Genomic DNA, 24,242 nt, shown 5'->3' on the forward strand with positions numbered 1-24,242 from the left:
AAACAATGTTAGCAAAGCTGGTACCAAAACGGTTGATACTATCAACACTGCGCCTATATATAACATATTTACAAAATGACTGACAAGTCTTTTACCCATTAAGCCTTGTCAATCATTGCGTTCATATCCTAGTATTGCATATCAATATTTATCTAGCATGTTCAATAATAAGATAGTTATCTTTTTTCAAACAGTGCCAGTTGTTTACGGCCTTTATAAAAGTCCGTTGTACGATAATAGCTGTATAAATGGCGGAACAGAACATTTAAGACAGCGGACACTGGTAAGGCAATAAGCATACCGACAAAACCTAATAGACTTGCACCCGCCAATACGGCAAATATGACCCACAATGGCGACAGACCAATCTTATCACCTAACAGCAATGGTTGTAGGATATAACCTTCTGCAGCTTGTCCAATCAAGAACGCACCTACGACCAATGACAAATACGTCCAGTCCAATCCGAACTGAAATAGGCAGGCGATAATAGCTGCGATAAAACCAATACCAAACCCTAAATACGGCACAAAACTGGCAATGCCTGCTACCATACCAATGATAAGTCCAAGCTCTAGCCCAATAAGCTGCAACTGTACGGCATAAATAGCGCCTAGCAATACCATCACTAGCAATTGACCTTTGATAAATGCCATCAATGCCAGATCACATTCTTTAGCTATTTCAGTCACTTTTTGACAGTAAGCACCCGGTATCGCCATTTTCCAGTTATGCAAACGCTGATCCCAATTAAATAGAAAATAAAAGGTCAAAATAGGCACCAATACAATAAGACCTGCGTTATTGATGAAGTTCATACTTGAGGTCAGTATTTGGCTCATCATGGTACTGGCATCAGCGAACTTATAGTTCGTTTGCATATAATCGACGAGGGTATCGGAGAATTCTTTAGACTCTAGCTCAGGCAATTTGATACGAGTATTACTATTGAACCACTCTCGTACGACTTGATTGTACCAATTAAATATCTTTGGCAAATAATCCCACGCCGCTTGCAACTGATGCCACAATGTCGGTACCAGCCACCATAATAATAACGCCATCCCCAAAGTAATCGTTGAGTAGACAATAATAATCGCGACCCAGCGCTTGATGTATTTTGATAGGCGCTTGACTAGAGGATTAAATAGGTAAGCCAGCATAAAGGCAAAAACGAAAGGTACGATGACGGGCATCATCAAATACAAGAGAAATACAGCCACCACTAACGCCACGACAATAAATAAACGCCGAAAAAAAGGATCTATTGGTTGGTTCATCATGGCAAGTAATCCTATAGTTGGACGAGGTTAAAAAAGTGACAGGTTTGAAAAAGTGACAGGAAGTCAGTGATAGCGATTTCTAAATGATATAACTATAGTCATCACGATGTGTCACTAGGCGAATTGCCTTTTTCTCATTAGTTTTAGCTAGCTAAACTGAGACGTATCAAAGTTCCTAAAAAGCCTGACTCTTAATAGATTTATGTTTAGTAGTTTTTATTCTGTCAATCGCATTTGGACTTGTATTAAAGCCATTATTGACAATAAATTTAGCGTTCTATTATCGCAGAGTACAACAAAAAATCAGTCATTTTTTGTTTCTTAACCGCTTATTTGCCACTTAATGCAAATCTTAGTCAAATATTGGCAAGTTGCTTTGCGAGTACGGTCTGTTTTTGGGTATAATGCGCGCACTGTCTTTAAACTTTGCTTTTGAACTTTATAACGCTGATTTTTGCGTGCTCAATTACTTTACCTTCTAACCCCAATTATCTATCCCCAACTGTGAGATGACTATGAGTGACAAGCCTTCTTTAAGCTACAAAGATGCCGGTGTTGATATCGATGCAGGCGATGCTTTGGTTCAGCGAATCAAGTCCGTTGCAAAAGCCACTACTCGTCCTGAAGTCGTGGGTGGACTTGGCGGTTTTGGTGCGTTATGCCGCATCCCAACAGGTTATACCTCACCATTATTGGTTTCTGGCACTGATGGTGTCGGCACCAAACTAAAATTGGCGCTACAGCTGAACCGTCATGACACAATTGGTATTGATTTGGTCGCGATGTGCGTCAATGATCTACTGGTTTGCGGCGCAGAGCCATTGTTCTTCTTAGACTACTATGCAACTGGCAAGCTGGATGTCGATGTAGCGGCGACTGTCGTGACTGGTATTGGTGATGGTTGTAAATTAGCTAACTGTGCGCTTATCGGTGGTGAAACTGCTGAAATGCCAGGCATGTATCAAGACGACGATTACGATCTAGCTGGATTTTGTGTAGGCGTGGTTGAAGAAGCAGAAGTCGTCACTGGTGAAAATGTCGCAGAAGGCGATGTACTGATTGCACTTGCCTCAAGTGGCGCACACTCAAACGGCTACTCATTGGTTCGTAAAGTCATCGAAGTTAGCGGTGTGGATGTTACGAGTAGCGACGAGCAACTGGACGGTCAGCCTATTCAAGACGCTCTAATGGCTCCTACCCGTATCTATGTAAAAGCAATCAAAGCATTACAAGATACGCTTGGTAGCTCAGCCTTACATGCGATGTCACACATCACAGGTGGTGGTCTAACGGATAACTTGCCACGTGTACTACCTGATAATCTAGCGGCTAGCATCGATACCAATAGCTGGCAGTTCTCAGAGCTATTCACTTGGCTACAGACCCAAGGTAATATCGCGCAGAGTGAAATGTACCGTACCTTTAACTGCGGCGTTGGTTTTGTCATCGTTATGCCAAAAGACAAAGCAGATGCTGCTATCCAGACCTTGACTGATGCAGGCGAGACAGCTTGGCAAATAGGTGAAATGGTTAAACGCAGCACTGATGACCAGGCGGATGCAGTGGTGTACCGTTAATGTCGATTGATAACGCAAGCCAGCCTATCAAACCGTTGCGTATTGCTGTTCTAGTCTCAGGAAGTGGTAGCAACCTGCAAGTGTTAATCAATGCAATGCAAGCAGGTGCGCTACCAATTGAAATCGTTGGTGTCATTAGTAACCGTGAAGATGCTTATGCATTGACACGTGCTAAAGATGCCAATATTCCAGTTGCAGTATTGTCACACGTTGCTAGTGGTAAACGTATGGGCATTAAAACGTTTGAAACCCATGCCAACGAGCAGCTAATAGCATGGCAACCTGACTTGATCGTCTTGGCCGGATTTATGCGTGTACTAAGTGGCTCATTTATCGATAATGTACCAGCGCCTATGATTAACCTTCACCCTTCTCTACTTCCGGTTTATAAGGGTTTAGATACTCACAAACGAGTCATACAAGCGGGTGAACGTCTTCACGGCTGTAGTGTTCATAAAGTGACAGCGGAGCTTGATGCAGGTCAGGTGTTGACTCAAGCCGTATTGAATGTCGATACCAACGATACCGTAGAGAGCTTACAGTCACGGGTACAGAAACTTGAGCATCAGCTACTACCTTGGACGATTCTACTACTAGCAAAAAACGTATTATCACTTGAAACAAATAATACACCATCGCAAACGGAAACTTATTTACCTAAGTTGCCTTTGCAATTGCTTATAGACGGATAAAAATCTCGGCTTATTAAGCTGCTTTTTATACTACTTTATATAGCTCAATAAAAAGCCCAGTTACTCATTATGAGCAACTAGGCTTTTTTATTTGATAACTATTTATTATTTACTATCATTTAAAATCGTAAATAGTTACCTATTTAGCTAATTTGTCTGATTAGCTCATTCTTAGAATACATGAACCGCTTTAATGTTGACAAACTCTTTGATACCGAAGCCGCCATGCTCACGGCCATAACCTGAGTTCTTCACGCCACCAAATGGTAGTGCAGGATTGGCAAGACCGTAACCATTGATATAGACCATACCAGTATCGAATTGCTCACGTGCTAAACGAACAGCTTTCTCTTCATCTTTCGAGAAAATCGCGCCACCTAGACCATAACGACTGTCGTTAGCGATGCGCATTGCGTCGTCTTCATCTTTGGCACGAATTAGTGAAGCGACAGGGCCAAATAGTTCGTCATCATATGCAGGCTGACCTTTTTCAACGTTCTCTAGGATAGTTGCTGGATAGAAGCTACCTTTACCTTCAGGTACTTTACCGCCAACAGCAATCGTTGCACCTTTAGCCACACTTTGCTCTACTTGCTCATGTAGCTGCTCACGTAGATCTGCACGTGCTAATGGACCGATATCTGAGCTATCATCCATTGGGTCACCCGCTTTAGTACCTTCAAATTTCTCAATGATACGTTTACGGAACTCATCATATACGCTATCGACTACGATAAAGCGTTTGGCTGCTACACAGGTTTCACCGTTATTGATTAAACGTGCTTGAGTACAAGTTTCTACAGCAGTTTCAATGTCAGCATCTTCTAACACGATGAACGCATCATTTGAACCTAGCTCTAATACAGCTTTCTTAATCGCTTTAGCTGCTTGCTGTCCAACAAGGGCACCTGCACTGTCACTACCTGTTAGTGTCACACCTCGTACTTTGTCATTGCCAATCAATGCTTCTGACTGGTCATGATCAATGATAATCGTACGGAACAAATCACTTGGTAATTCAGACTCGTGAAGAATTTTTTCAATTAATAGACCAGAGCCTGTAACGTTAGATGCGTGTTTTAACAGGACGCTATTACCTGCCATCAAGTTTGCGATGGTATAACGGAATACCTGATACGCTGGGAAGTTCCAAGGCTGCATGCCATAGATAATACCGATAGGTTGGTACGTCACTAGCCCTTTCTTCATGCTTTCGATATCGCGTACATCATCAGCCAAAGAAGCAACGCCGTTTTCAGCAGTGTAATCACAGATAGCTTTACAGAGATCAATCTCTTGCATGCTCTGGTTATACAACTTGCCGCGCTCTTCAGTCATTAGCTTAGCCAGCTCTTCTTTATACTCCATCAGCTTGTCACCGATAGATTTGATGACACGGCCGCGCTCTTCGTGACTTACTGTACGCCATTCTAGAAATGCGTTATGTGAAGCGTCGACAATCTTGTTGACTTCGTCGTTGCTCATATAATTGTAGTTACTGATTTCTTCGCCCGTGGTTGGGTTAATAGTAGTAATGTCTGACATAGTTACTGTCCTTATTATTCGAATTTATATTTGGGATCTATAATCGGGTTTATTGCCACTTGTAGTTATTTTGCTGTGACAGTTTTAATTATTAAATTTACGTCGATAGCACAATCTATTGGTAGCTCGTTTTCTATCTGCCGTTATCTTAACAAGCTATTTGATGAAAAGTTTTACAATATATTGTGAAGTGTGTTGAAGATGTTAATAGTGTGACTGACTTATTAAGTAAAGCTAAATTCAACATATTAACTATTAACCCTTAGGACATAAAAAAACCAGCCTAGTGGCTGGTCTAATAACTATATAGAGTGGAAGATAAAGAAAAATATTTTTATTAAAAATTAAGATAATCAGGAATATTCTGCTCTAATAAAAGATAGATTCAACTCACACAAACCAATCAAAACAAATGATTAATAACCGGTATCTCTTGTGGTGGATTTTCTTCTTCAGCAACGACTTGTCGTGCCACATGCATAATTAACTGACGTAACCAGCGATGGGCTGGGTGATGCTGCAACAATGGAGACCATGCCATCGTAAGCTCAAACTCAGGAATAAAAAACGGCGGATCTTCCATCATGATACTGTCATTGTTTGCCTGCATTCTTGCCACACGCGTGGGCAAAGTCGCGATCAAATCTTTATTTGCTGCAAGCATAGCAGGCATTTGATAATGTCGAGTAAAGACACTGATTTGGCGTTTTTGACCAAGGCGCTGCAAGGCCTGATCAATAGACCCGAGTCCACCAGATTTCTCTGGATTAACCCCAAAGCCCACGCCCATCCCTGTTTTAGATACCCAAACGTGCTGTGCTTTAAGGTAGTTTTTCAAATTAAAACGATTGGCATAAGGACTGTCAGAAGATAATAGGCAACTAAAAGTATCACGCCACACCAACACTTGGTGAAAACTCTGCGGTATCTCATTAAAACGGTTAATTGCTAAATCAACTCGTCCCTGCTCCATATCTCGATAAGAGACGTCTGATGGAGTTAAAAAGTCCAAAATAACATTGGGTGCTTCAGAACGTAGTGCTTTTACCAGCTTAGGTACTAGGGTCGCTTCGGCATAATCCGATGTCATAATACGAAACACACGAGAGGTACTATAAGGACGGAATTCGGTGCGTGGCTCCAACACTTGAGTCAAGTCGGCAAGTATCTCACGAATACGTGGCTGTAACTCAAGCGCGCGTTCAGTCGGTGTCATACCCTCAGATGAGCGTACCAATAATGGATCATTAAACAGCTTACGCAAACGGCGCAAGATATTACTCATAGCAGGCTGAGTAATCCCAAGCTGCTCGGCTGCGCGAGTAACGTTTTTTTCTCGTAGCAACACATCTAGATGGACTAATAAATTTAAATCAACCCGCTGCAAATTCATATTTGGTTCTCTTGGCTTTTGAATAAACGCCATATTAAGGCTGGCATTTGTAGTGCTGCTACGGTGATTTGTGCGCTGTAACAGCATAATTTCATTATTTTTTACTAATTTTGTTCTGGATTTTTCTATTAGCTATCCATTATAACTCATTCAACCTATCGTAAGGCCCTGTTATATAAACATTATATCATACAGAAATACCAAAGATAACTATCATAAATTAGATAAATCTTGGTAAGGTGGTTATAGTGAGTTCTATAAAGGATTTGCAGCATAGATGACGAACTTTAGGTTCATAAGCTGTTTTCATCCGATTAAATATTGTCGCTAAGTAATATATTAATGGTTTTTATCAGTCGTTAAATACGGTTAATTGACCTCATTATTGTAACATCTCTTGCTACCAATTATGACATCACTGCCTATTAAGTATTCAGATACCTTTTAGATATATAGTGAGAATCGATAAATATTTATAAACCAGCAATTATTTTCAACTGTTGAGTTCAGCAAACTTCTTGTAATAGCCTAACGGTTTGTTTAGGGTAAATAGAGCTTCGATAGATAAATGATAGACCAAATTTTGAATATTACTTTTTAGTACAAAGGTTTTAGTAAAGCGGATTTTAGTAAAACGACAGACCCATTATTTTAACAATTAACTTATTTGTTTTTACACCCCACCAAGGAGACTATAGATGTCAACTGCATATAAATCAGCGATCGACTTAGTACGTGAATTAAAGCAAAAGCACGGCAACTGGCAGAACATTAGCGAAGTTGATGCTGCACGTATGATGTCACAAAACCGTTTCAAAACGGGTTTGGATATCGCAAAATATACTGCAAAAATCATGCGTCAAGACATGGAAGATTATGACAATGATACGTCTCAGTACACGCAGTCTTTAGGTGCATGGCATGGTTTTGTTGCACAACAAACTATGTACGCTAAGAAAAAATATTTCGGTACGACTTCTAAAACTTATATCTACCTTTCAGGTTGGATGGTAGCTGCCCTACGTTCTGAATTTGGTCCACTACCTGACCAATCTATGCACGAAAAAACGTCAGTACCTAAGCTAATCGAAGAAATCTACACCTTCTTGCGTCAAGCAGATGCTAAAGTATTGAACGACTACTTCCGTGAGCTAAACGCTGCTGAAGAAGCTGGCCAAGATACTTCAGCTATCCTAGAAAAAATCGAAAACTTTGATTCACATGTTGTGCCAATCATCGCTGATATCGATGCAGGTTTCGGTAACGAAGAAGCTACTTACCTATTGACTAAGCAAATGATCGAAGCTGGTGCTTGTGCCATTCAGGTTGAAAACCAAGTATCTGATGCTAAGCAATGTGGTCACCAGGCTGGTAAAGTAACTGTGCCACATGAAGACTTCATCTCTAAGCTAAACGCTATCCGTTATGCATTCTTAGAGCTTGGTGTTGAAGACGGCGTTATCGTTGCTCGTACTGATTCTGAAGGCGCATCACTAACGCAAAAAATTCCAGTATCAAATGAGCCAGGCGACCTTGCTTCTAAATATATCGATTTCATCGAAATGGAAGAAGTAACGCTAGAGAATGCTCAAGAAAATGACAGCTTACTTAAGCACAACGGCAAACTAGTACGCCCAGTTCGTCTACCTAACGGTCTATATCAGTTCCGTGAAGAGACTAACATTGACCGTGTTGTACTTGACTGTGTAACTGCTCTAGAAAACGGCGCTGACCTACTATGGATCGAAACACCGACTCCAGACGTAGAACACATCAAAATGATGGTTGACCGTATTAAAGAGCAACAGCCTAAAGCCAAGCTTGTATACAACAACAGCCCATCATTCAACTGGACGCTTAACTTCCGTAAGCAAGTTATCGCTCAGTGGGAAGAAGAAGGCAAAGACATCTCTGCATACAATAAAGATGACTTGATGAGTGCTGATTATGACGGTACTGAACTTGATGCAGCAGCTGACGTAGCCGCTAAGAACTTCCAACGTGATGCGTCACGTGAAGCTGGTGTATTCCATCACTTAATCACGCTACCGACTTACCACACGACTGCTCTTAGCGTTCATGAGCTTGCTAAAGGCTACTTCGGTGAAGAAGGCATGCTTGCTTATGCAGCTGGCGTACAGCGTAAAGAAATCCGCGAAGGCATCTCTTGTGTTAAGCACCAAGCAATGGCTGGTTCTGACCTTGGCGATGACCACAAAGAAATCTTCTCAGGCGATAACGCTCTGAAAGCTGGCGGCGGCAAGAACACGATGAACCAGTTCTAATAACCGACACACTAGCAGTATTTATTAAAAAACCGCCCTACATCATGTAGGGCGGTTTTTTATTGCGGTTTAAATAATCAGAGAATGGTAGACTAATAATGGTTTATCACAACTACCGATCAGAGCCATCAGTCAGAATTATTAGGAGCTAATATGCAAGAGATAGAGCTGAAGTTTTTGGTACCAGAGTCACGACTAAAGGGTTTGATGCGTCAAACACACGTTAAATCCTCACAAGTGACACAACTGGCTGCACACTATTATGATACGCCTGACCAACAGCTTGCACAGGCAGGTATCGGTCTGCGTATTCGCAAAGAAGGCGATACATGGGTCCAAACCATTAAAGCTGGTGGTGATGGTATCGCGGCACGCTTGGAGCACAATGCCGTACTCGATAATGAGCAAATACAAGCGATGCTCGATAATAATGAGCTGATGCCTGATTTAGCGATATATCAAGACACTCCAATCGCTGCGGCATTGACTGATTTTAAACTCAAAAAGTTAGCGAAAAATCTGACACGACTTTATGTGACTGACGTCGAGCGCACTACGCGGTTGCTAACAGAAAGTAATGAAGATGAAACCGATAATTACATCGAAATGGCTTACGATCAGGGAGAAATCATCCATGGTACTGATGACTCGCTACGCAAAGCCATTCAAGAGATAGAGTTTGAATTGGTGTCAGGAGATTTAGATTTTCTATTTACGACTGCCAAAACATGGTGCAAGCGCTATAAGCTGTGTTTATCTACCGTTACCAAAGCTGAAAACGGTAGCTTACTTATTAATGGACAAAAACACAGTCCAGCAGTCAACGCAAACCTAAGTCAATTGCAAATAGACAAAGACAGCAGTGCACCTGCCTTTATACGTGCGGTCGTACATAATTGCTTATTGCAGATATTACCAAACAGCAGTGCTATCGTCGCTGGCAGTATAGATGACGATCATATTCTACAGTTGCGGATTGGTATTGATCGCTTGCGTACTGCGTTGAAAGCATTTGCTGACTTCTCTGATGAGATTAATCCTGAATGGCTGCCGATACTAAAGCAAACTGCAACCTTGCTTAGCGACTACTATCAACTTGCTTATATCAATACACAGATCGAACCTGAGCTACAAGCATGTGGCGCGCCTGCCGTTGACTGGACAACAGATATTGAAAATATCAAAATTACGCCTATCAATACGTTGCAAGCCAATGATTTTCAGATAACCTTGCTAGAGCTGATTGCCTTTACGATGAGCGACCCAAGCATTGAACCTCAGACTGATCAGCTTGCCCGCGATAAGCTAACGAAAGTCCTTTCTAAACAACATAAAAAATGTCTTAAAACCAATAAAAAAGCTGGCGAAGTAAGTGATGAAGTAAGTAATACCGAGCTTGTGAGCGATGACACAAATGTAAGCACAGATGTTGCTGATAATGACCAACCTGAAAGCGACCTCCTTAATCAGTTAAAAGATTTGCATTACACCAGTGAATTCACCGCACCTTTACTAAGTAAGAAAAAAGATAAAAAGAAAACCAAACGTTGGCTAAAAAGGCTGATAAAAGCGCAAAAAGCGTTAGAACAACTTAATGATGATAATCAATATCAGCAGTTCTATGAGTTAAAATCAACAACAGATACTAATGCTTTATATGGTGCGGGTTGGTTTACGGCCATACTGACTGATGACCAGAGTCATATTGATGCACGTTTAGCAAAATTTGCAGACAGCTCAACGTTTTGGTAGAAGTAGAAATATTATTTTTATGACAGATAGTGCTTTCATAAAGTAAAACTACTCCATAAAAAAGACAGCTTGTTATATAACAGGCTGTCTTTTTTTATTGTGTTGAAATAGTTTCTGTCAGCGCCATGGCTAAATGTGCAACATGTCCTAATTAGCCACAATCGTAACAGGCATACCCTCTTCTACTTGCTCAAATAATTCTACAATATCTTCATTACGCATACGGATACAGCCATGTGATAGCGGAATACTCATCGGTTCAGTATCTGGTGTGCCGTGAATATAAATATAGCGCTCATAAGTATCGCAGCCACCTTGGCCATTGCTACCTTTGTTTAATCCTTCTTCAAGACCGCTTAACCAAAGAATACGGCTTAATATCCAGTCACGCTTGGGATGTAGCTCACCAAGATTTGCATCGTATATCTCACCTGTCGGTACACGCCCAACAAATACCGCATTCATAGGCTCACTACCACCTATTTTTTGTTCAATGACATGCCTACCGAGCGGCGTGCAACCACTATCCTGCTGACTACCAATACCATTCTTTGCAGTGGAGACTACGTATCTCGCAACCTCAGTCTGCTGCTGGTACATCGTTAATGTTTGCTCAGCGATATTAATCATGAGTTGTTTATCAAGGGTCTTATTATTGGTCATAAATGATTCCAACTATTAGTCATTCATCAGATTACTATTAAGGTTATTAGTAAAATGATTGAAAATTTCTATTATCAAGGGATTGTATCAAGACATTTGGCACCGTAATATAGGGGCACACTTTTTGATGCTAGCAGATTATGACGACTATTTCACCGACACGTGTGTCGATGTATGATTTTTTATATCATGATACCCAGCCTATGCTGTCACTTTTGGCCGATGCGGCACAGCTCTCTCTACCGCAAGCTCGCTTAGGGATGGATGCCAGTCTACAAGCCATCGTAAGTGCGCTTCTCGCCTATCAGCAGCGTCATCAGGGACAAGCAGTCAGCAAAAAGCTGTTTGGTCGTGGTGCTGTCAAAGAGTTACGACAGTATAATTCAATGAACTTTGCTACCATTAGCGCCACACTCTACCATCGTCACGATGCAGCAGATGCCGTATTTAGTGACAACGCCCGTGTCATAAAGGCAAGCGAGCATATCGCTGAGAAGATTGATGCAACGATGCAACAGACTCAAACTCTACTCACCTCCTTGTGCGTGATTGTGCTGCGTGAATTGGCTATCCTGACAGAATACAGTCAACTAGACAGTGATGAGATCAATAAATGGTTTGCACTACAACCACAGTTTTTATCAGCGGCCCGATTTAGCCCAGAGCATACACATACCTTATCTGCTGAGACAGAAAGCAATAGTGACCTGCCCGAATCAACTACTGAAGCTGTTGAAGCGATAGAGAATAACTCAGAGAGTAATGCGGAGCATACGTTATTAAATGCTGAGCAGTTATCAAGCACTCCACCTCCTTTTGATCCTTACTGGTATGAGCTATCTGGATTCAAACCTGAAGACTATGAACCTGTACAAGACATGCAAATGGCGACAGGCAATTACCTAAAAGCCATTGGACGCTCACTTGATAATCTACAGCAAGGTCGTCACAACGATATGCTGGTATTTACCGAGATGCATGCCGTTGCCTTACCACATCAACGTTGGCTGCTTCAATTAGCCAAAATCTCAGATATCTATCTCAGTCGAAATCGACTGCGCGTTAATTCTGAACCAGCCAATCCGCCCAAACCGCCTTTAGTAAGTTTAGGACTAATCGGCGGCAATAACGACAATACACCGACCACCACTAGTGAAAAGCCCATCGAGTATGAAGCTTCTACACCACTATGGAAAAATCCTGTCATTCTTATCATCATACTTGTCGTTGGTGTCCTTGGTGCACTCGCTACCTTAAAGTACCAATCGCAAAAATCTGACGGTGCGATTCTGGCAACTGAAGAAGTATTAGAACAAGATGCTATTGATGAGCGGCAACAGCAAGATGTAGCCATCGTAATGGTAAACGAAGATGAATCTGACTTTGTAGAGACAGAAAAAGCTGAGTAAAAAGCTTTACTATTAAAACAGCTATTCTAAAAGTGATGGTTTTAACAATCATTTACTAGCCATAAAAAAGAGACCCTATCAACATAGAATCTCTTTTTTTTGTGCTATCTAAGTTATGAATTGGCTATCAGTAGCCAAAAAACTTACTTAGATAAATCGCGACCACGGCTAGCTTCGATAGCTAGACGTAAGCCATTTAGACGAATAAAGCCTTCTGCGTCTTTTTGATCATAAGCGCCCGCATCATCTTCGAAAGTGGCGATTTTTTCATCAAATAATGAATCGTCAGATTTACGGCCGACGACGCTCACGCTACCTTTATAGAGTTTTACGCGTACAGTACCGTTGACGTATTCTTGTGATTTGTCAATCAATGCTTGTAGCATCATACGCTCAGGGCTGAACCAATAGCCATTGTAGATAATTTTTGCGTAGCGCGGCATTAGCTCATCTTTTAGATGGGCAGCTTCACGATCAAGCGTTAACGACTCAATACCGCGATGCGCTTTTAGCATAATAGTACCAGCTGGCGTCTCGTAGCAACCACGTGACTTCATGCCGACGTAACGGTTTTCAACGATATCCAAACGGCCGATACCATGTTTGCCGCCGATTTCGTTCAGCTTAATCATAACTTCATAAGGCTTAAGTGCTTCACCATCGATAGCAACGATGTCGCCTTTTTCATATTCTAGTTCTAGATATTGCGCTTCATCAGGTGCTTCTTCTGGGCTAACAGACCAGCGCCACATATCATCTTCTGCTTCAGTATACGGTTCTTCTAGAACACCACCTTCATAAGAGATGTGTAATAAGTTAGCATCCATTGAGTAAGGAGACTTTTTCTTATTGCCCGCATAATCAATGGCGATATCATGCTCTTCAGCATATTTCATCAAGCTTTCACGGCTTGATAGATCCCACTCGCGCCAAGGAGCAATGGTTACTACGTCTGGTGACAAAGCGACAGCACCTAGCTCAAAACGAACTTGGTCATTGCCTTTACCAGTCGCACCATGACTGATAGCATCGGCGTTGTGCTCTTTAGCAATCTCAACCAAACGCTTGGCAATCAATGGACGAGCAATAGACGTACCTAGCAAGTACTCACCTTCGTAAATGGCGTTAGCACGGAACATAGGGAATACATAATCACGAGCGAACTCTTCGCGCAAATCTTCGATATGAATATGCTTGATACCCATTGCTTGAGCTTTGGCTCGTGCTGGCTCAACTTCTTCGCCTTGACCGATATCAGCGGTAAAGGTGATTACTTCCGCATCATAAGTTTCTTGTAGCCATTTAGCGATGATTGAGGTATCAAGACCACCTGAATAAGCCAAGACGATTTTATTGATATTTTTTGGATCAAGTTGAGCCATGAAGAACTCCCATTATGAAATATAGTTTTAGAAAAGGCGACGATCAAATCGAAAGCAAGTCGAACGATAATTACCTGCTCAGTGTACATCATATTTACTATGGGCAAAAGTCTAACTGCCATAAGGCGTGCGCTTTTGACTTAAATTCTGGCCAACCTCATTTTTGCCACCAGAATTTAAACATCATTTAACGACAAGATATTAATCTTAGCCCGATGAATTATGTACAGATATCTAGCCTTATATTTAGTCAAGTGGGCAAATCTGTTATGATAGACCCACAGTATTACTCCCTTTTGTTTCCTTTATTTGACGATATAGAGCGCTTTGACACTATGACTGATTCGATTAGAGAATTGACCATCCTTCAGCCAGATGACTGGCATATTCATTTGCGTGACGATCTCGCTTTGAGCACGACCGTACCTCATGCAGCAAGCAGCTTTAACCGTGTCATCTGTATGCCAAACCTTGTGCCTCCAGTCAAAAATGCACAAGAGGCTATTGCCTACCGCGCACGTATCATGGAGCAATTAGCAGCAAGTAACTTAAGTCTTGAGCGCAAGTCAGCTTTCGATCCGCGTATGACTCTATATTTAACGGATAATACCACTGCCCAAGATATCGAGTTGGCAGCGCAGTCAGGTATCGTACAAGCTGTCAAACTCTACCCTGCTGGAGCGACTACCAACTCCGCAGATGGCGTCACCAATATTAATGCCTGCGTCGATGTCTTTGAAGCATTAGAAAAGTACAATTTGCCACTACTGATACATGGCGAAGTGACTCAAGACCATATAGATATCTTTGATCGCGAAAAGCGTTTCTTAGACGAAGTATTGGCTCAAATTATCGTAAAATTCCCTACGTTGAAAATAGTAGTAGAGCACATCACTACCAGCGATGCAGCAGATTTTGTATTGTCACAAGGTAACCATGTTGCTGCCACTATCACGCCGCAGCATTTAATGTTTAACCGCAACCATCTATTGGTTGGTGGTATCAAACCGCACTTTTATTGCCTACCTATCTTAAAACGTGAGAGCCATCAAAAAGTGCTATTAGATGTAGCTACTAGTGGTAATCCAAAGTTCTTCTTAGGTACTGACTCTGCGCCACATGCGACAGACAAAAAAGAAGCCGCTTGTGGCTGTGCCGGTTGCTATAGTGCAGCCACGGCGCTGCCTTTGTACGCGACTGCTTTTGATAGTGTTGGAAAAATAGATAAGTTAGAGGGCTTTGCCAGTCGTTTTGGTACCCAGTTTTACGGCTTACCTCTAAATGAAAGTACTATCACACTTGTCAACACGCCTATGCAAGTACCGACTGACTATCCTTATTTTGATGGTGCATCATTGACGCCTTTAATGGCAGGTGAGACGCTACCTTGGTCAATTAAGGCTTAATGCCCGCAAAGCTTAGCATTCAATAAACGACCTATTATTTTATCCTATGATATTAATGATACCTTTGTAGTAGATTTCTTTGTACTAAAGGTGCAGTTAGTATCATAGGATGCTTAGTTCTTATTTAATATATTAGTACGACTGATAAAAGTGATTTAACTTTATATGACCAATCAAAACATAGCGACCTTGCCTGACGAAGACTTATCAAACCCTAAATCTGCTAGTCTTGATGCTACTCTAAGCACTTCCCCGAAAGATGCAGCTTCAGTGACAGATGGGCAAGCGCCTATGGCCTTAAAAGACCGCTTTCGCAAGTTCTTGCCTGTCGTCGTCGATGTGGAAACAGCAGGTTTCAACGCCCAGACTGATGCCCTGTTAGAAATTGCCTGTATTCCCGTCTTACTGAATGAGCAAGGTGTATTTTATCCAGGTGAAGCTTTTAATGCTCATATCGAGCCTTTTGAAGGCGCAAATTTAGAGCCAAGTGCGCTTGCCTTTACGGGTATTGACCCTAAAAACCCAATGCGCAAAGCCATTGCGGAAGATGAAAAAACAGCCTTACGCCGCATTTTTAAAGGGTTAAAAGACGTACGCCGTGACGAAGAATGCCGTCAATGTGTCTTAATTGGACACAATGCCCATTTTGACTTGGCTTTTTTGAATGCAGCCGTGCTACGAACCAATAGCAAAAATCACAATCCATTTCATAACTTTTCAGTATTCGATACCGTCACCTTATCAGCATTAGCCTTTGGTCAAACTGTCCTAGCACGTGCTTGTAAAGCAGCAGGGTTAGAGTTTGATGGTAAGAATGCTCACTCAGCTCTGTATGACACTCAAAAGACTGCTGAGCTATTCTGTCATATACTGAATAACTACCCTATGTTGGCCAATGCGCTGCACAATGAAGACGCGAAAGAAGAGTCAGCTGATAGCGACAGTCAATAAGTCACATATCCTATATTGCCAATCATACATAATAGTGCTATTTGTAATACTTGATGACTTTGACATCTTGATTTGGCAATCAATAGGGATATGATTGATATCATAATAAATAGACGGAACTATTTATTGATTACAGATGTGGTTGTTTTATTCGATATGAATAACAGTCTGATGATAAAATATCACTCTTAAGCGATGTAGTTATATCCTATAGATGGTTTAAGTTGCTCACACTGTCTTGATAGCAAGCACTATCAAGATTAATAGGAGGGACTTTATTATGGATCCACAGCTCAAGTTATGGGGCACCATTCTCGGCTATATGCTACTCGCATTGACGATTAGCGCCTGCACTTCTTTATGGATTCGCTATCATTTAAAGCGAAATGACCTACATCCTCGTCGCGCAATTAAAAAAAGATATTTAATTTTAAAAAGACGTAGAAAAAGGCTTGACAGGAAGCGCCGACGCTATTAAAATACGCACCACTTCAGCATAAATGGTGAAAGCAGTTGAAGTGTTGTTACTAGTCCCCATCGTCTAGAGGCCTAGGACACCGCCCTTTCACGGCGGTAACGGGGGTTCGAATCCCCCTGGGGACGCCACTATTTGGCGTCACTTGTTAGCACTATTGCTTAGCATTAGATTAGACTAACAAGCGTACCACCAAAAACCCAGTTCATAATTTATTATGAACTGGGTTTTTTTATGTCTGTCATTAAGAGCTAACTTATTCTTTTAAATAAAAAAGCCAGCATCAATTGAATGCTGGCTTTTTTATTTGGTTGTCTTATTGATTATAAATATAGCTTGGCTCAATGGGAACTTTTTTCATATCTATCGATTACAGCAGCAACCATAGCAACGTAGCCACTATCATCAATCCCAATATCGTCTGGATTAAAAAGAACGCCTGATGCTGCCCTACAACCTTACTTAGAGTCACCCCTAGCGTACTATATTTGACAGGAGGCGTATCAACGTTACCTGTTCTCGTTTGCTCTTCATAGTAGCCTTGCAACACGTCCAAGAACTTCTGCCACTCATTAGAATCCCACTCATAAGGCTTAAATGGCATTAACTTTTTAAGCTCAGGCTCTTTAGTCATCCAACGCTCAAGGGTAATTGAACGTAATGACCAACTGGCAAAGCGACGTTCGGTAATCTCAGAAAAATCTAAAATCTTTAATTCTTTATGTCGATCATCTACCAACAAACGATTTTTTAGATTGGTTAGTGCCTGCTCTGAGCCTTCGACACACTGCAAAAAGTAGCCATTGCCATAGCAAAGAATACCCGTGACATTATCTATGTGATTGCGTTCAACCGCGGTCTCTGAGATATCATTAAGCGTGCTAGGACTTGAAAGACCAGTAGAGGTAATCCGGCTTATATATACAAGCTGGCAGAGATCTGTCGTTACTGGATTTGTTGAATCGTTGATTGTTGACAATCAGCTTCTCCCTATTATCAGGTAAATGTCGCTAAAACAATCATACTAACTTCAGAAAAAATATAGAGACAACATAACTAAGCGTAATGAATCGGTCTGATATATTATTGATTTTATAAGTTTTTATATTAATTGTATTAAGTTAGTTACATCATAGGTTAGTTTGGTCATTAAAGCAACCTATTACTGGACATAGGCCCGCTCAGAAACAAAAAACATATGTAATAACCATATTATATTCCAAAGTAGATTATATATATTCTCGGTATAGGTTTTAGTAATAGATTATTTCTGAATTCATTAATTTTTTAGAATAGTACAGAAAAGTCTAACGAGGATATAGTGGCTACTGAAGCCATAATTCTTATCATGGCCACCATTAAGTATAAAAGGAGTAAAACTGATGCTCGTTAGCGGAAGCAGAGTTGAAACTAAGACTGAAGCGCCATAATCGCTGTTAACAGTACCGCATCATCAGGATAGGTCAGTTTTATATTCTGGCGACTACCAGAGACTAAGCGTATTGGTAAACCTAGTTGTTCAAAAGCACTGGCTTCATCTGTGATGCTTAGCTGATGTTCAAACACATGATTTAGGACTTTTTTTAATTGACCTAAACGGAATACTTGCGGGGTTTGTGCTTGCCACATATTGCTACGGTCGATAGTAGATTTGGTATAAGAATGTGGACGACTCTCTTCTACGGAGGTAGCTAGCTGATAGGAAGCTTTTAACGTATCGGCCACTGGTGTCGCTAGAATAGCGCCGTAAGGCTCCAACATCGCTGCTTCAATCACTTGATCGATATCTACATTCGGTACAGCAGGACGTGCTGCATCATGGATAAGCACCAAATCCGAATCATCAGCACCTGTCTGACTAATTGCTTCCACACCTGCCTGTACTGACTGCCAACGCTCTGCCCCGCCGACTGCATAGCTTATAGGAAGTGCAAATTCTAATTGTTGCGCCGTGCTGTCATCGGCTGATATGACCAATAGACACTTATCAATGTAATCGCTATAAGCAAGTCGTACCACGCTATGCTGCAATAGCGTCTGACCTTCTAGCATTGTATATTGCTTGGCAATAGACGCACCAAAACGGCTACCGCGACCAGCTGCGACGATCATGGCATGTATATTAGGGGTTGTATTCATAGTAGTGTACTCATGGTTTGAGCCCATGACAGTATATGTAAAGAGGAATAAAGCAGGTGTTAAGTATAATGAATGGTGTCAGATAACAACATTATAATGCTACGTCATGAAAATTAATTCATGTCGTAAAAATTAGTGTATTCGTTAAAGCTAGTGTATTTATAAAGCTACTAGTTGCTGTGCGTGGTTGGTGCGGTGGATACTTGGACAAAAGTCTCATTGGGTTTGATTAAACCTAAATCTAAGCGAGCATGCTCTTCTACGGCCTCAAGTCCCGTTTTTAAATCTTGAACATCGGTGCGTAGTAAGTTGTTTGCTGCAACTTGATTGTCATTCAAGCGTTGTTGCTCTTCGATTTGAGCTGTCAACTTATTATGCTCAAATCGGCCATTTTCACCCAACCAATACTGATATTGCAGTCCTAAAAGCACTGCAACGGCTAAAGCAAGTAGTATAAATTGGCTAAAATATTTCATAAGGTGATAACGCCAAACGGTATAAAAGAGGATAGTAAATTTTAAGCTGATTAGGCGATATACAAATGATTATATATCGCCTAAATATTGACTTCAGCTGATGAGTTTAGGCTTTTTAGCGTATATTACTTAACGTATATTATACGCCAAAGAGCCAGCCAAACTCTTAGCCACGTAGACCGATAAACTCTTCACGGCCACGATAGCTTGCGCGTACTTGCTGCTCGATACGTAGCAATTGATTATACTTCGCTACACGGTCTGAACGGCAGAGTGAGCCAGTTTTGATCTGGCCAGCCGCTGTACCAACTGCCAAGTCTGCAATGGTGCTGTCTTCCGTTTCACCTGAACGATGTGAAATGATGGTTGCATAGCCATTTTTCTTAGCCATATAAATCGCATCTAACGTTTCTGACAAGGTGCCAATTTGATTAAATTTAATCAAAATAGCATTGGCAATATGCTTATCAATACCTTCTTGCAAGATCGCAGGATTGGTCACAAACAAATCATCACCAACCAATTGGACTTTATCGCCAATCTGCTCGGTCAGATATTTCCAGCCATCCCAATCCGACTCGTCAAGACCATCTTCGATAGAGATAATAGGATACTGACGTGCTAGCCCAACTAGATAGTCTGAGAACCCTTGGCTATCAAAGGCTTTGTTACCTTCGCCTGCCAAAACGTATTGACCGTTTTTGTAAAATTCACTAGCCGCACAATCTAGCGCAAGGTGGATATCCTCACCAGCTTTGTAGCCAACTTGTTCAATCGCCTGCATAATAACCGTGATGGCTTCTTCGTTACTACGTAAGTTCGGTGCAAAACCACCTTCATCACCAACGGCAGTGTTTAGACCTTGTGATTTCAACACAGACTTTAAGCTATGGAAAATCTCTGTACCAGCACGTAGCGCTTCTGAGAAGCTTGTGAAGCCCACAGGCTCAATCATAAACTCTTGGATATCAACCGTGTTGTCCGCGTGCTCGCCACCGTTCAAGATGTTCATCATCGGTACAGGCATGGTCAACGACGTTTGATTACGTAGATTGGCAATGTATTGATGTAATGGCAGATTCTGTGACTTGGCTGCCGCTTTGGCCGTCGCAAGTGACACAGCTAGCATAGCATTAGCACCCAAGCTTTCTTTGTTTTCTGTACCATCTAGCGCAATCATAGCATCATCAATAGCCTGTTGCTCAGTCACATCTTTGTCAATCAAGGCGCTACGAATTTGACTGTTGACATTAGAAACGGCTTTTTTGACGCCTTTACCCATAAAGCGGGTCTTGTCGCCATCACGTAGCTCAAGCGCTTCACGTGAGCCTGTTGATGCGCCACTTGGAGCAGCAGCACGGCCGACAGTACCGTCAGCTAAGATAACATCAGCTTCGATAGTTGGGTTGCCGCGCGAGTCTAAAATTTCACGAGCGCGAATGTCTTTAATTGCGGTGACGTTGTTGGTTTCTTCAGCGTACATAATGTCTGTTAATTCCTTTGGTCATGCCAAGTTTGTGAGATAAATAACGGCAGCTAGCATACAAAAAAGATAAAGCAAAATATCATATAGCGCGTAATCCTAAAAACCCTTTATACCTTTCTAGCGTATGGCTATCGTTACCTAGCAATTAGAGGGATATAAAGCAGATTAATAGTCGGCTATAGTGCTTGGCATCATAGCATATATTTTACCAAACTTCCCTTATCTTACACCGACTTGCCGTCATAAAAACGATCTTAGATATACATATATGCGATGATTGCCTCTTTTATATTTGTAGAATACCTAAGCAAATATGATAGCTACTATTTCGCTATGCGCTTATTATCCGTATGAGAGGTAGATATCGTATTATCTAGCTCAACCTCTGTCTTAAACCGTGACAATCGTAGTGCATTCATAAGTACTGAGATGGAGCTAAGCGCCATAGCAGCGGCAGCAATCATCGGATTCAAAAATCCAAATGCAGCAAGCGGAATACCGAGACAGTTATAAATGAAGGCAAAAAATAGATTTTGTTTAATATTGCGTAGCGTTGCTTGAGCGATTTTTTGTGCCGCATCGATATGCATGAGCGACTCACCCATGAGACGTGCAGAGGCACTATGCTGAGCGACATCAGTCCCCTCAAACATCGCAAAACTGGCGTCGGCAGTGGCCATCGCTGGTGCATCGTTGACGCCGTCTCCTGCCATCGCTACCTTATGACCAGCAGTTTGCAATAGTGCAATTTGACTGGCCTTGTCACGTGGGCTCATCTTGCCATAAGCCTTATCAATACCCAACTGCCCTGCTACATGATCGACGACGGACTGCTTATCACCACTCATCAGAATCACATTAATACCCGCATCTTGTAGTGCAGCGATTGCTTGCGGCGTATCTGCCTTTAAATCATCGGCTAGGGCAAACGCGCCTAGTGGCTCATCATTGATACTAATCGCAACGGTACTGGCAATTTGCCATACTTTTGGCATGAATCTTGGCAACGTCAAGTTCGCAAACTCTGCCGTACCCACTTTTATCAGCCCAAGACCTTCGATATTTGCTTGTATACCAGCACCTTTTATCACACTGATGTCAGTCACACTAAATGAAGGTAGTTGGCGGTCTTTAGCCGTATTGACGAGAGCCGTTGCTAATGGATGACTGGCGTGCGCTTCGACACTGGCCGCAATCTGCAATACGTCATCAACAGCAAGCGACTTATCCACCATGACATGATCGACGATAGTCGGTTTACCAATAGTCAATGTGCCTGTTTTGTCGAGCACCACCGTATCAATATTACCCGCGGCTTCAAGACTTTGTGCATCCTTGAACCACACCCCATGACGCGCGGCGACGCCCATACCAGCCATGATCGCCGCTGGCGTGGCCAAACCAAGTGCACAAGGACAAGCAATGACCAATACCGATACTGCGTGCATTAAAGCAGTATCAACCATACCTGTTAGCCACCATGTGACCCCAAAGGTAATCAACGCAATCGTTACCACCACGGGGACAAAAATAGCCGTTACTCGATCAGCGAGACGCGCTAGATTGGCTTTTGATCCTTGTGCATCACTCAACGCTTGTACCATATCGCCGAGTTTCGTGTCACTGCCCTTTGCACTGACACGATATAGCAGACTGCCATTCTCTACCAAAGCGCCTGCCAGCAATCCATCTCCTTGTTCTTTTTTGAGTGCGACTGATTCGCCAGTTAAATGACTCTCCACGCACCAACCGCTGCCTTCTGTGACGGTACCATCTGTAGCGACGCGGCTGCCTTGCTTTGCACGTAAGACGTCATCCACTTGCACGTCAGACAACGCAATATTATGAAATTCACCATTTGGCTGCTGCTGCTCTACTTCATCAGGTGTCAATGACAATAATAAATCAATACTGTTTAGGCTGTGTTTTTTGGTACGTTCCTCAAGATATTTACCTGTACGTACAAAGGCAATGACCATCACCCCTGCTTCAAAATATACGGCTGGGCTATTACTCGCACCGTGTCCACCCAAATGCCCACTTTGCAATAGACTGTTTAAAGTACCATCGCCGTGCGTGAGCCAAAGATACGTCGAATACGCCCATATCGTCAATGTACCAATGACCACCAGTACATCCATATTGGCAAGGCCGCCCTTTATAGATGCCCATGCACTCTTATAAAACGGTAACGCCAAACCAAACTGTACTATGGTCGCTAAAATAAATTGCACCCAGACTGGCGGCATCCACGCCATACCAAAACCCGCCAACATACCTGCCATACCCACCAAAAATGGCACCAAACAAACCCATAATCCAATCAAACGCCATGGATATTGAGTGGCGGTATCTTCGTCAGTCTGAGTAAATAAGCTATCGGCTGCCTGCACATTAGCCACAAAGCCTGTTTTATTCACCCAATCTGTCACCTGTTCGGGCGTCGTCTGGGTTGGATCATAATCAACATTGGCGGTCTCGCCAGCAAAACTTACACTTACCTCGTACACCGAAGGCTTTTTGTTAAGTACTTTCTCGATTCTCGAGGCGCAGGCCTGACAAGTCATGCCGTCAATCGCCAATTGCAAATGCGCGCGTTGCGGTGTCAGTGGCGTGTTGGACTCAACATCAGTTTCGACATCATAAGACTCATCTTTGGTAGTACGGGTGGTATCGTTCATAAATAAAACTCGTCATGGTGCCTATAAATTTGTAGGAACCACGATAAAATATCAGTGGGTGGGCAAGAAATTCAAATAAAGCAATTAGGTTATATCGTATTCAGTATGAGTATTTTAGACAAAGTAGCAATGTATCAATGTATCAATGCTAAATACTCATAATCGTTAATCATTAAAAAACCAGCTATCATGCTTGTAATAACATGTTAGCTGGTTCTGTAAATAAGTGATGGAATTTATGAGTCAGCAACTGTCGCCTCAAATCCCGCATCGTCAATAACTGAAGCAATAGCCTCTGCACTGGTTTTACTATCATCAAAGGTTATCGTCGCTAGGTTATCAGCGAGGTCAACGGTAATAGCCTCTAATCCATCAATATCAGCTGTTGCTGTATGTACGCTTGCTACGCATCCGCCACAGGTCATACCATCAATTTTAATAATACGTGTTTGATCTGCCATATTGGGCTCCTTATTTTTATTAGTAATGAACACCTCTAATAGTGATTCTGTTAATGCTTACTTTGATGTTTTTTAAGTTATCAAAGTAAGAGCAACTATCAAAGCTACATTAAATAAGCATAAGCCCTATTACCCTCGACAACAAGACCGTTTGGTTGTTGCTTTATTAACGAGATGCTATTAACA

18 protein-coding genes and 1 tRNA gene are annotated in these 24,242 nt (G+C 42.0%); 8 read left to right on the forward strand and 11 right to left on the reverse strand.

What is annotated here, in order from left to right:
* Window positions 1-176: 176 nt before the first annotated feature.
* A complete protein-coding gene (locus tag IEE84_RS09845; protein ID WP_191114044.1) occupies window positions 177-1,283 on the reverse strand; it encodes an AI-2E family transporter in 1,107 nt (368 codons plus the stop codon).
* 515 nt (window positions 1,284-1,798) lie between these two features.
* On the opposite strand from IEE84_RS09845, the gene purM reads away from it, so the two are divergent.
* Window positions 1,799-2,860, forward strand: coding sequence for a phosphoribosylformylglycinamidine cyclo-ligase (gene purM / locus IEE84_RS09850; protein ID WP_191114045.1), 1,062 nt, complete (start codon window positions 1,799-1,801; stop codon window positions 2,858-2,860).
* Window positions 2,860-3,552 carry a phosphoribosylglycinamide formyltransferase gene (purN, locus tag IEE84_RS09855; RefSeq protein ID WP_191114046.1) on the forward strand — a complete coding sequence of 231 codons (693 nt, stop codon included), beginning with the start codon at window positions 2,860-2,862 and terminating at the stop codon, window positions 3,550-3,552. The genes purM and purN overlap by 1 nt, the downstream gene beginning before the upstream one ends.
* A 171-nt stretch (window positions 3,553-3,723) precedes the next feature.
* Here the strand turns inward: purN and IEE84_RS09860 are convergent, their stop codons facing one another.
* Window positions 3,724-5,097 carry an NAD-dependent succinate-semialdehyde dehydrogenase gene (locus IEE84_RS09860; RefSeq protein WP_191114047.1) on the reverse strand — a complete coding sequence of 458 codons (1,374 nt, stop codon included), beginning with the start codon at window positions 5,095-5,097 and terminating at the stop codon, window positions 3,724-3,726.
* A gap of 403 nt (window positions 5,098-5,500) precedes the next feature.
* On the reverse strand, window positions 5,501-6,490 hold the full coding sequence (locus IEE84_RS09865; protein ID WP_057761159.1) for a LysR family transcriptional regulator: 990 nt from the start codon (window positions 6,488-6,490) through the stop codon (window positions 5,501-5,503).
* Between the two features lie 698 nt (window positions 6,491-7,188).
* Between IEE84_RS09865 and IEE84_RS09870 the strand changes: the two genes are divergently transcribed.
* Entirely contained in the window at window positions 7,189-8,775 is a 1,587-nt protein-coding gene (locus tag IEE84_RS09870; protein ID WP_101206309.1) for an isocitrate lyase, read from the forward strand.
* A gap of 153 nt (window positions 8,776-8,928) precedes the next feature.
* Window positions 8,929-10,527, forward strand: coding sequence for a CYTH and CHAD domain-containing protein (locus IEE84_RS09875; protein WP_191114048.1), 1,599 nt, complete (start codon window positions 8,929-8,931; stop codon window positions 10,525-10,527).
* Window positions 10,528-10,674: 147 nt separating this feature from the next.
* On the opposite strand, the gene IEE84_RS09880 is transcribed toward IEE84_RS09875, so the two are convergent.
* Window positions 10,675-11,190 (reverse strand): L,D-transpeptidase, encoded by a 516-nt coding sequence (locus IEE84_RS09880; protein ID WP_191114049.1) that lies wholly within the window; start codon window positions 11,188-11,190, stop codon window positions 10,675-10,677.
* A 140-nt stretch (window positions 11,191-11,330) separates the two neighbouring features.
* On the opposite strand from IEE84_RS09880, the gene IEE84_RS09885 reads away from it, so the two are divergent.
* Entirely contained in the window at window positions 11,331-12,599 is a 1,269-nt protein-coding gene (locus IEE84_RS09885; RefSeq protein ID WP_191114050.1) for a hypothetical protein, read from the forward strand.
* 143 nt (window positions 12,600-12,742) lie between these two features.
* On the opposite strand, the gene IEE84_RS09890 is transcribed toward IEE84_RS09885, so the two are convergent.
* The gene (locus tag IEE84_RS09890) at window positions 12,743-13,981 is read right to left on the reverse strand and encodes an argininosuccinate synthase (RefSeq protein WP_057761167.1); all 1,239 of its coding nucleotides are present in this window, start codon (window positions 13,979-13,981) and stop codon (window positions 12,743-12,745) included.
* 335 nt (window positions 13,982-14,316) lie between these two features.
* Between IEE84_RS09890 and pyrC the strand changes: the two genes are divergently transcribed.
* The 3 genes from pyrC to IEE84_RS09905 all read left to right on the forward strand — a co-directional run bounded on the left by pyrC (window position 14,317) and on the right by IEE84_RS09905 (window position 16,944).
* The gene (gene pyrC, locus IEE84_RS09895) at window positions 14,317-15,387 is read left to right on the forward strand and encodes a dihydroorotase (RefSeq protein ID WP_191114051.1); all 1,071 of its coding nucleotides are present in this window, start codon (window positions 14,317-14,319) and stop codon (window positions 15,385-15,387) included.
* A gap of 291 nt (window positions 15,388-15,678) precedes the next feature.
* Window positions 15,679-16,338 carry a ribonuclease T gene (rnt, locus tag IEE84_RS09900; protein WP_101206451.1) on the forward strand — a complete coding sequence of 220 codons (660 nt, stop codon included), beginning with the start codon at window positions 15,679-15,681 and terminating at the stop codon, window positions 16,336-16,338.
* Window positions 16,339-16,868: 530 nt separating this feature from the next.
* Window positions 16,869-16,944, forward strand: a tRNA-Glu gene (locus tag IEE84_RS09905).
* Between the two features lie 239 nt (window positions 16,945-17,183).
* On the opposite strand, the gene IEE84_RS09910 is transcribed toward IEE84_RS09905, so the two are convergent.
* From IEE84_RS09910 to IEE84_RS09935, 6 genes are all read right to left on the reverse strand, one after another.
* Window positions 17,184-17,792 carry a BLUF domain-containing protein gene (locus IEE84_RS09910; protein ID WP_191114052.1) on the reverse strand — a complete coding sequence of 203 codons (609 nt, stop codon included), beginning with the start codon at window positions 17,790-17,792 and terminating at the stop codon, window positions 17,184-17,186.
* Between the two features lie 431 nt (window positions 17,793-18,223).
* Window positions 18,224-18,952, reverse strand: a complete 729-nt coding sequence (gene ispD / locus IEE84_RS09915) for a 2-C-methyl-D-erythritol 4-phosphate cytidylyltransferase (RefSeq protein WP_224737753.1) — start codon at window positions 18,950-18,952, stop codon at window positions 18,224-18,226.
* 170 nt (window positions 18,953-19,122) lie between these two features.
* Window positions 19,123-19,428: an FtsB family cell division protein gene (locus IEE84_RS09920; protein WP_191114054.1), complete on the reverse strand. Its 306-nt coding sequence runs from the start codon at window positions 19,426-19,428 to the stop codon at window positions 19,123-19,125.
* 166 nt (window positions 19,429-19,594) lie between these two features.
* On the reverse strand, window positions 19,595-20,911 hold the full coding sequence (eno, locus tag IEE84_RS09925) for a phosphopyruvate hydratase (protein WP_057761174.1): 1,317 nt from the start codon (window positions 20,909-20,911) through the stop codon (window positions 19,595-19,597).
* Between the two features lie 326 nt (window positions 20,912-21,237).
* Window positions 21,238-23,595, reverse strand: a complete 2,358-nt coding sequence (locus tag IEE84_RS09930; RefSeq protein WP_191114055.1) for a heavy metal translocating P-type ATPase — start codon at window positions 23,593-23,595, stop codon at window positions 21,238-21,240.
* 236 nt (window positions 23,596-23,831) lie between these two features.
* Window positions 23,832-24,056, reverse strand: a complete 225-nt coding sequence (locus IEE84_RS09935; protein WP_191114056.1) for a heavy-metal-associated domain-containing protein — start codon at window positions 24,054-24,056, stop codon at window positions 23,832-23,834.
* Window positions 24,057-24,242 lie beyond the last annotated feature (186 nt).

Origin of the sequence: Psychrobacter sp. 28M-43, assembly GCF_014770435.1 — a bacterium.
Classification (GTDB): Bacteria; Pseudomonadota; Gammaproteobacteria; order Pseudomonadales; family Moraxellaceae; genus Psychrobacter.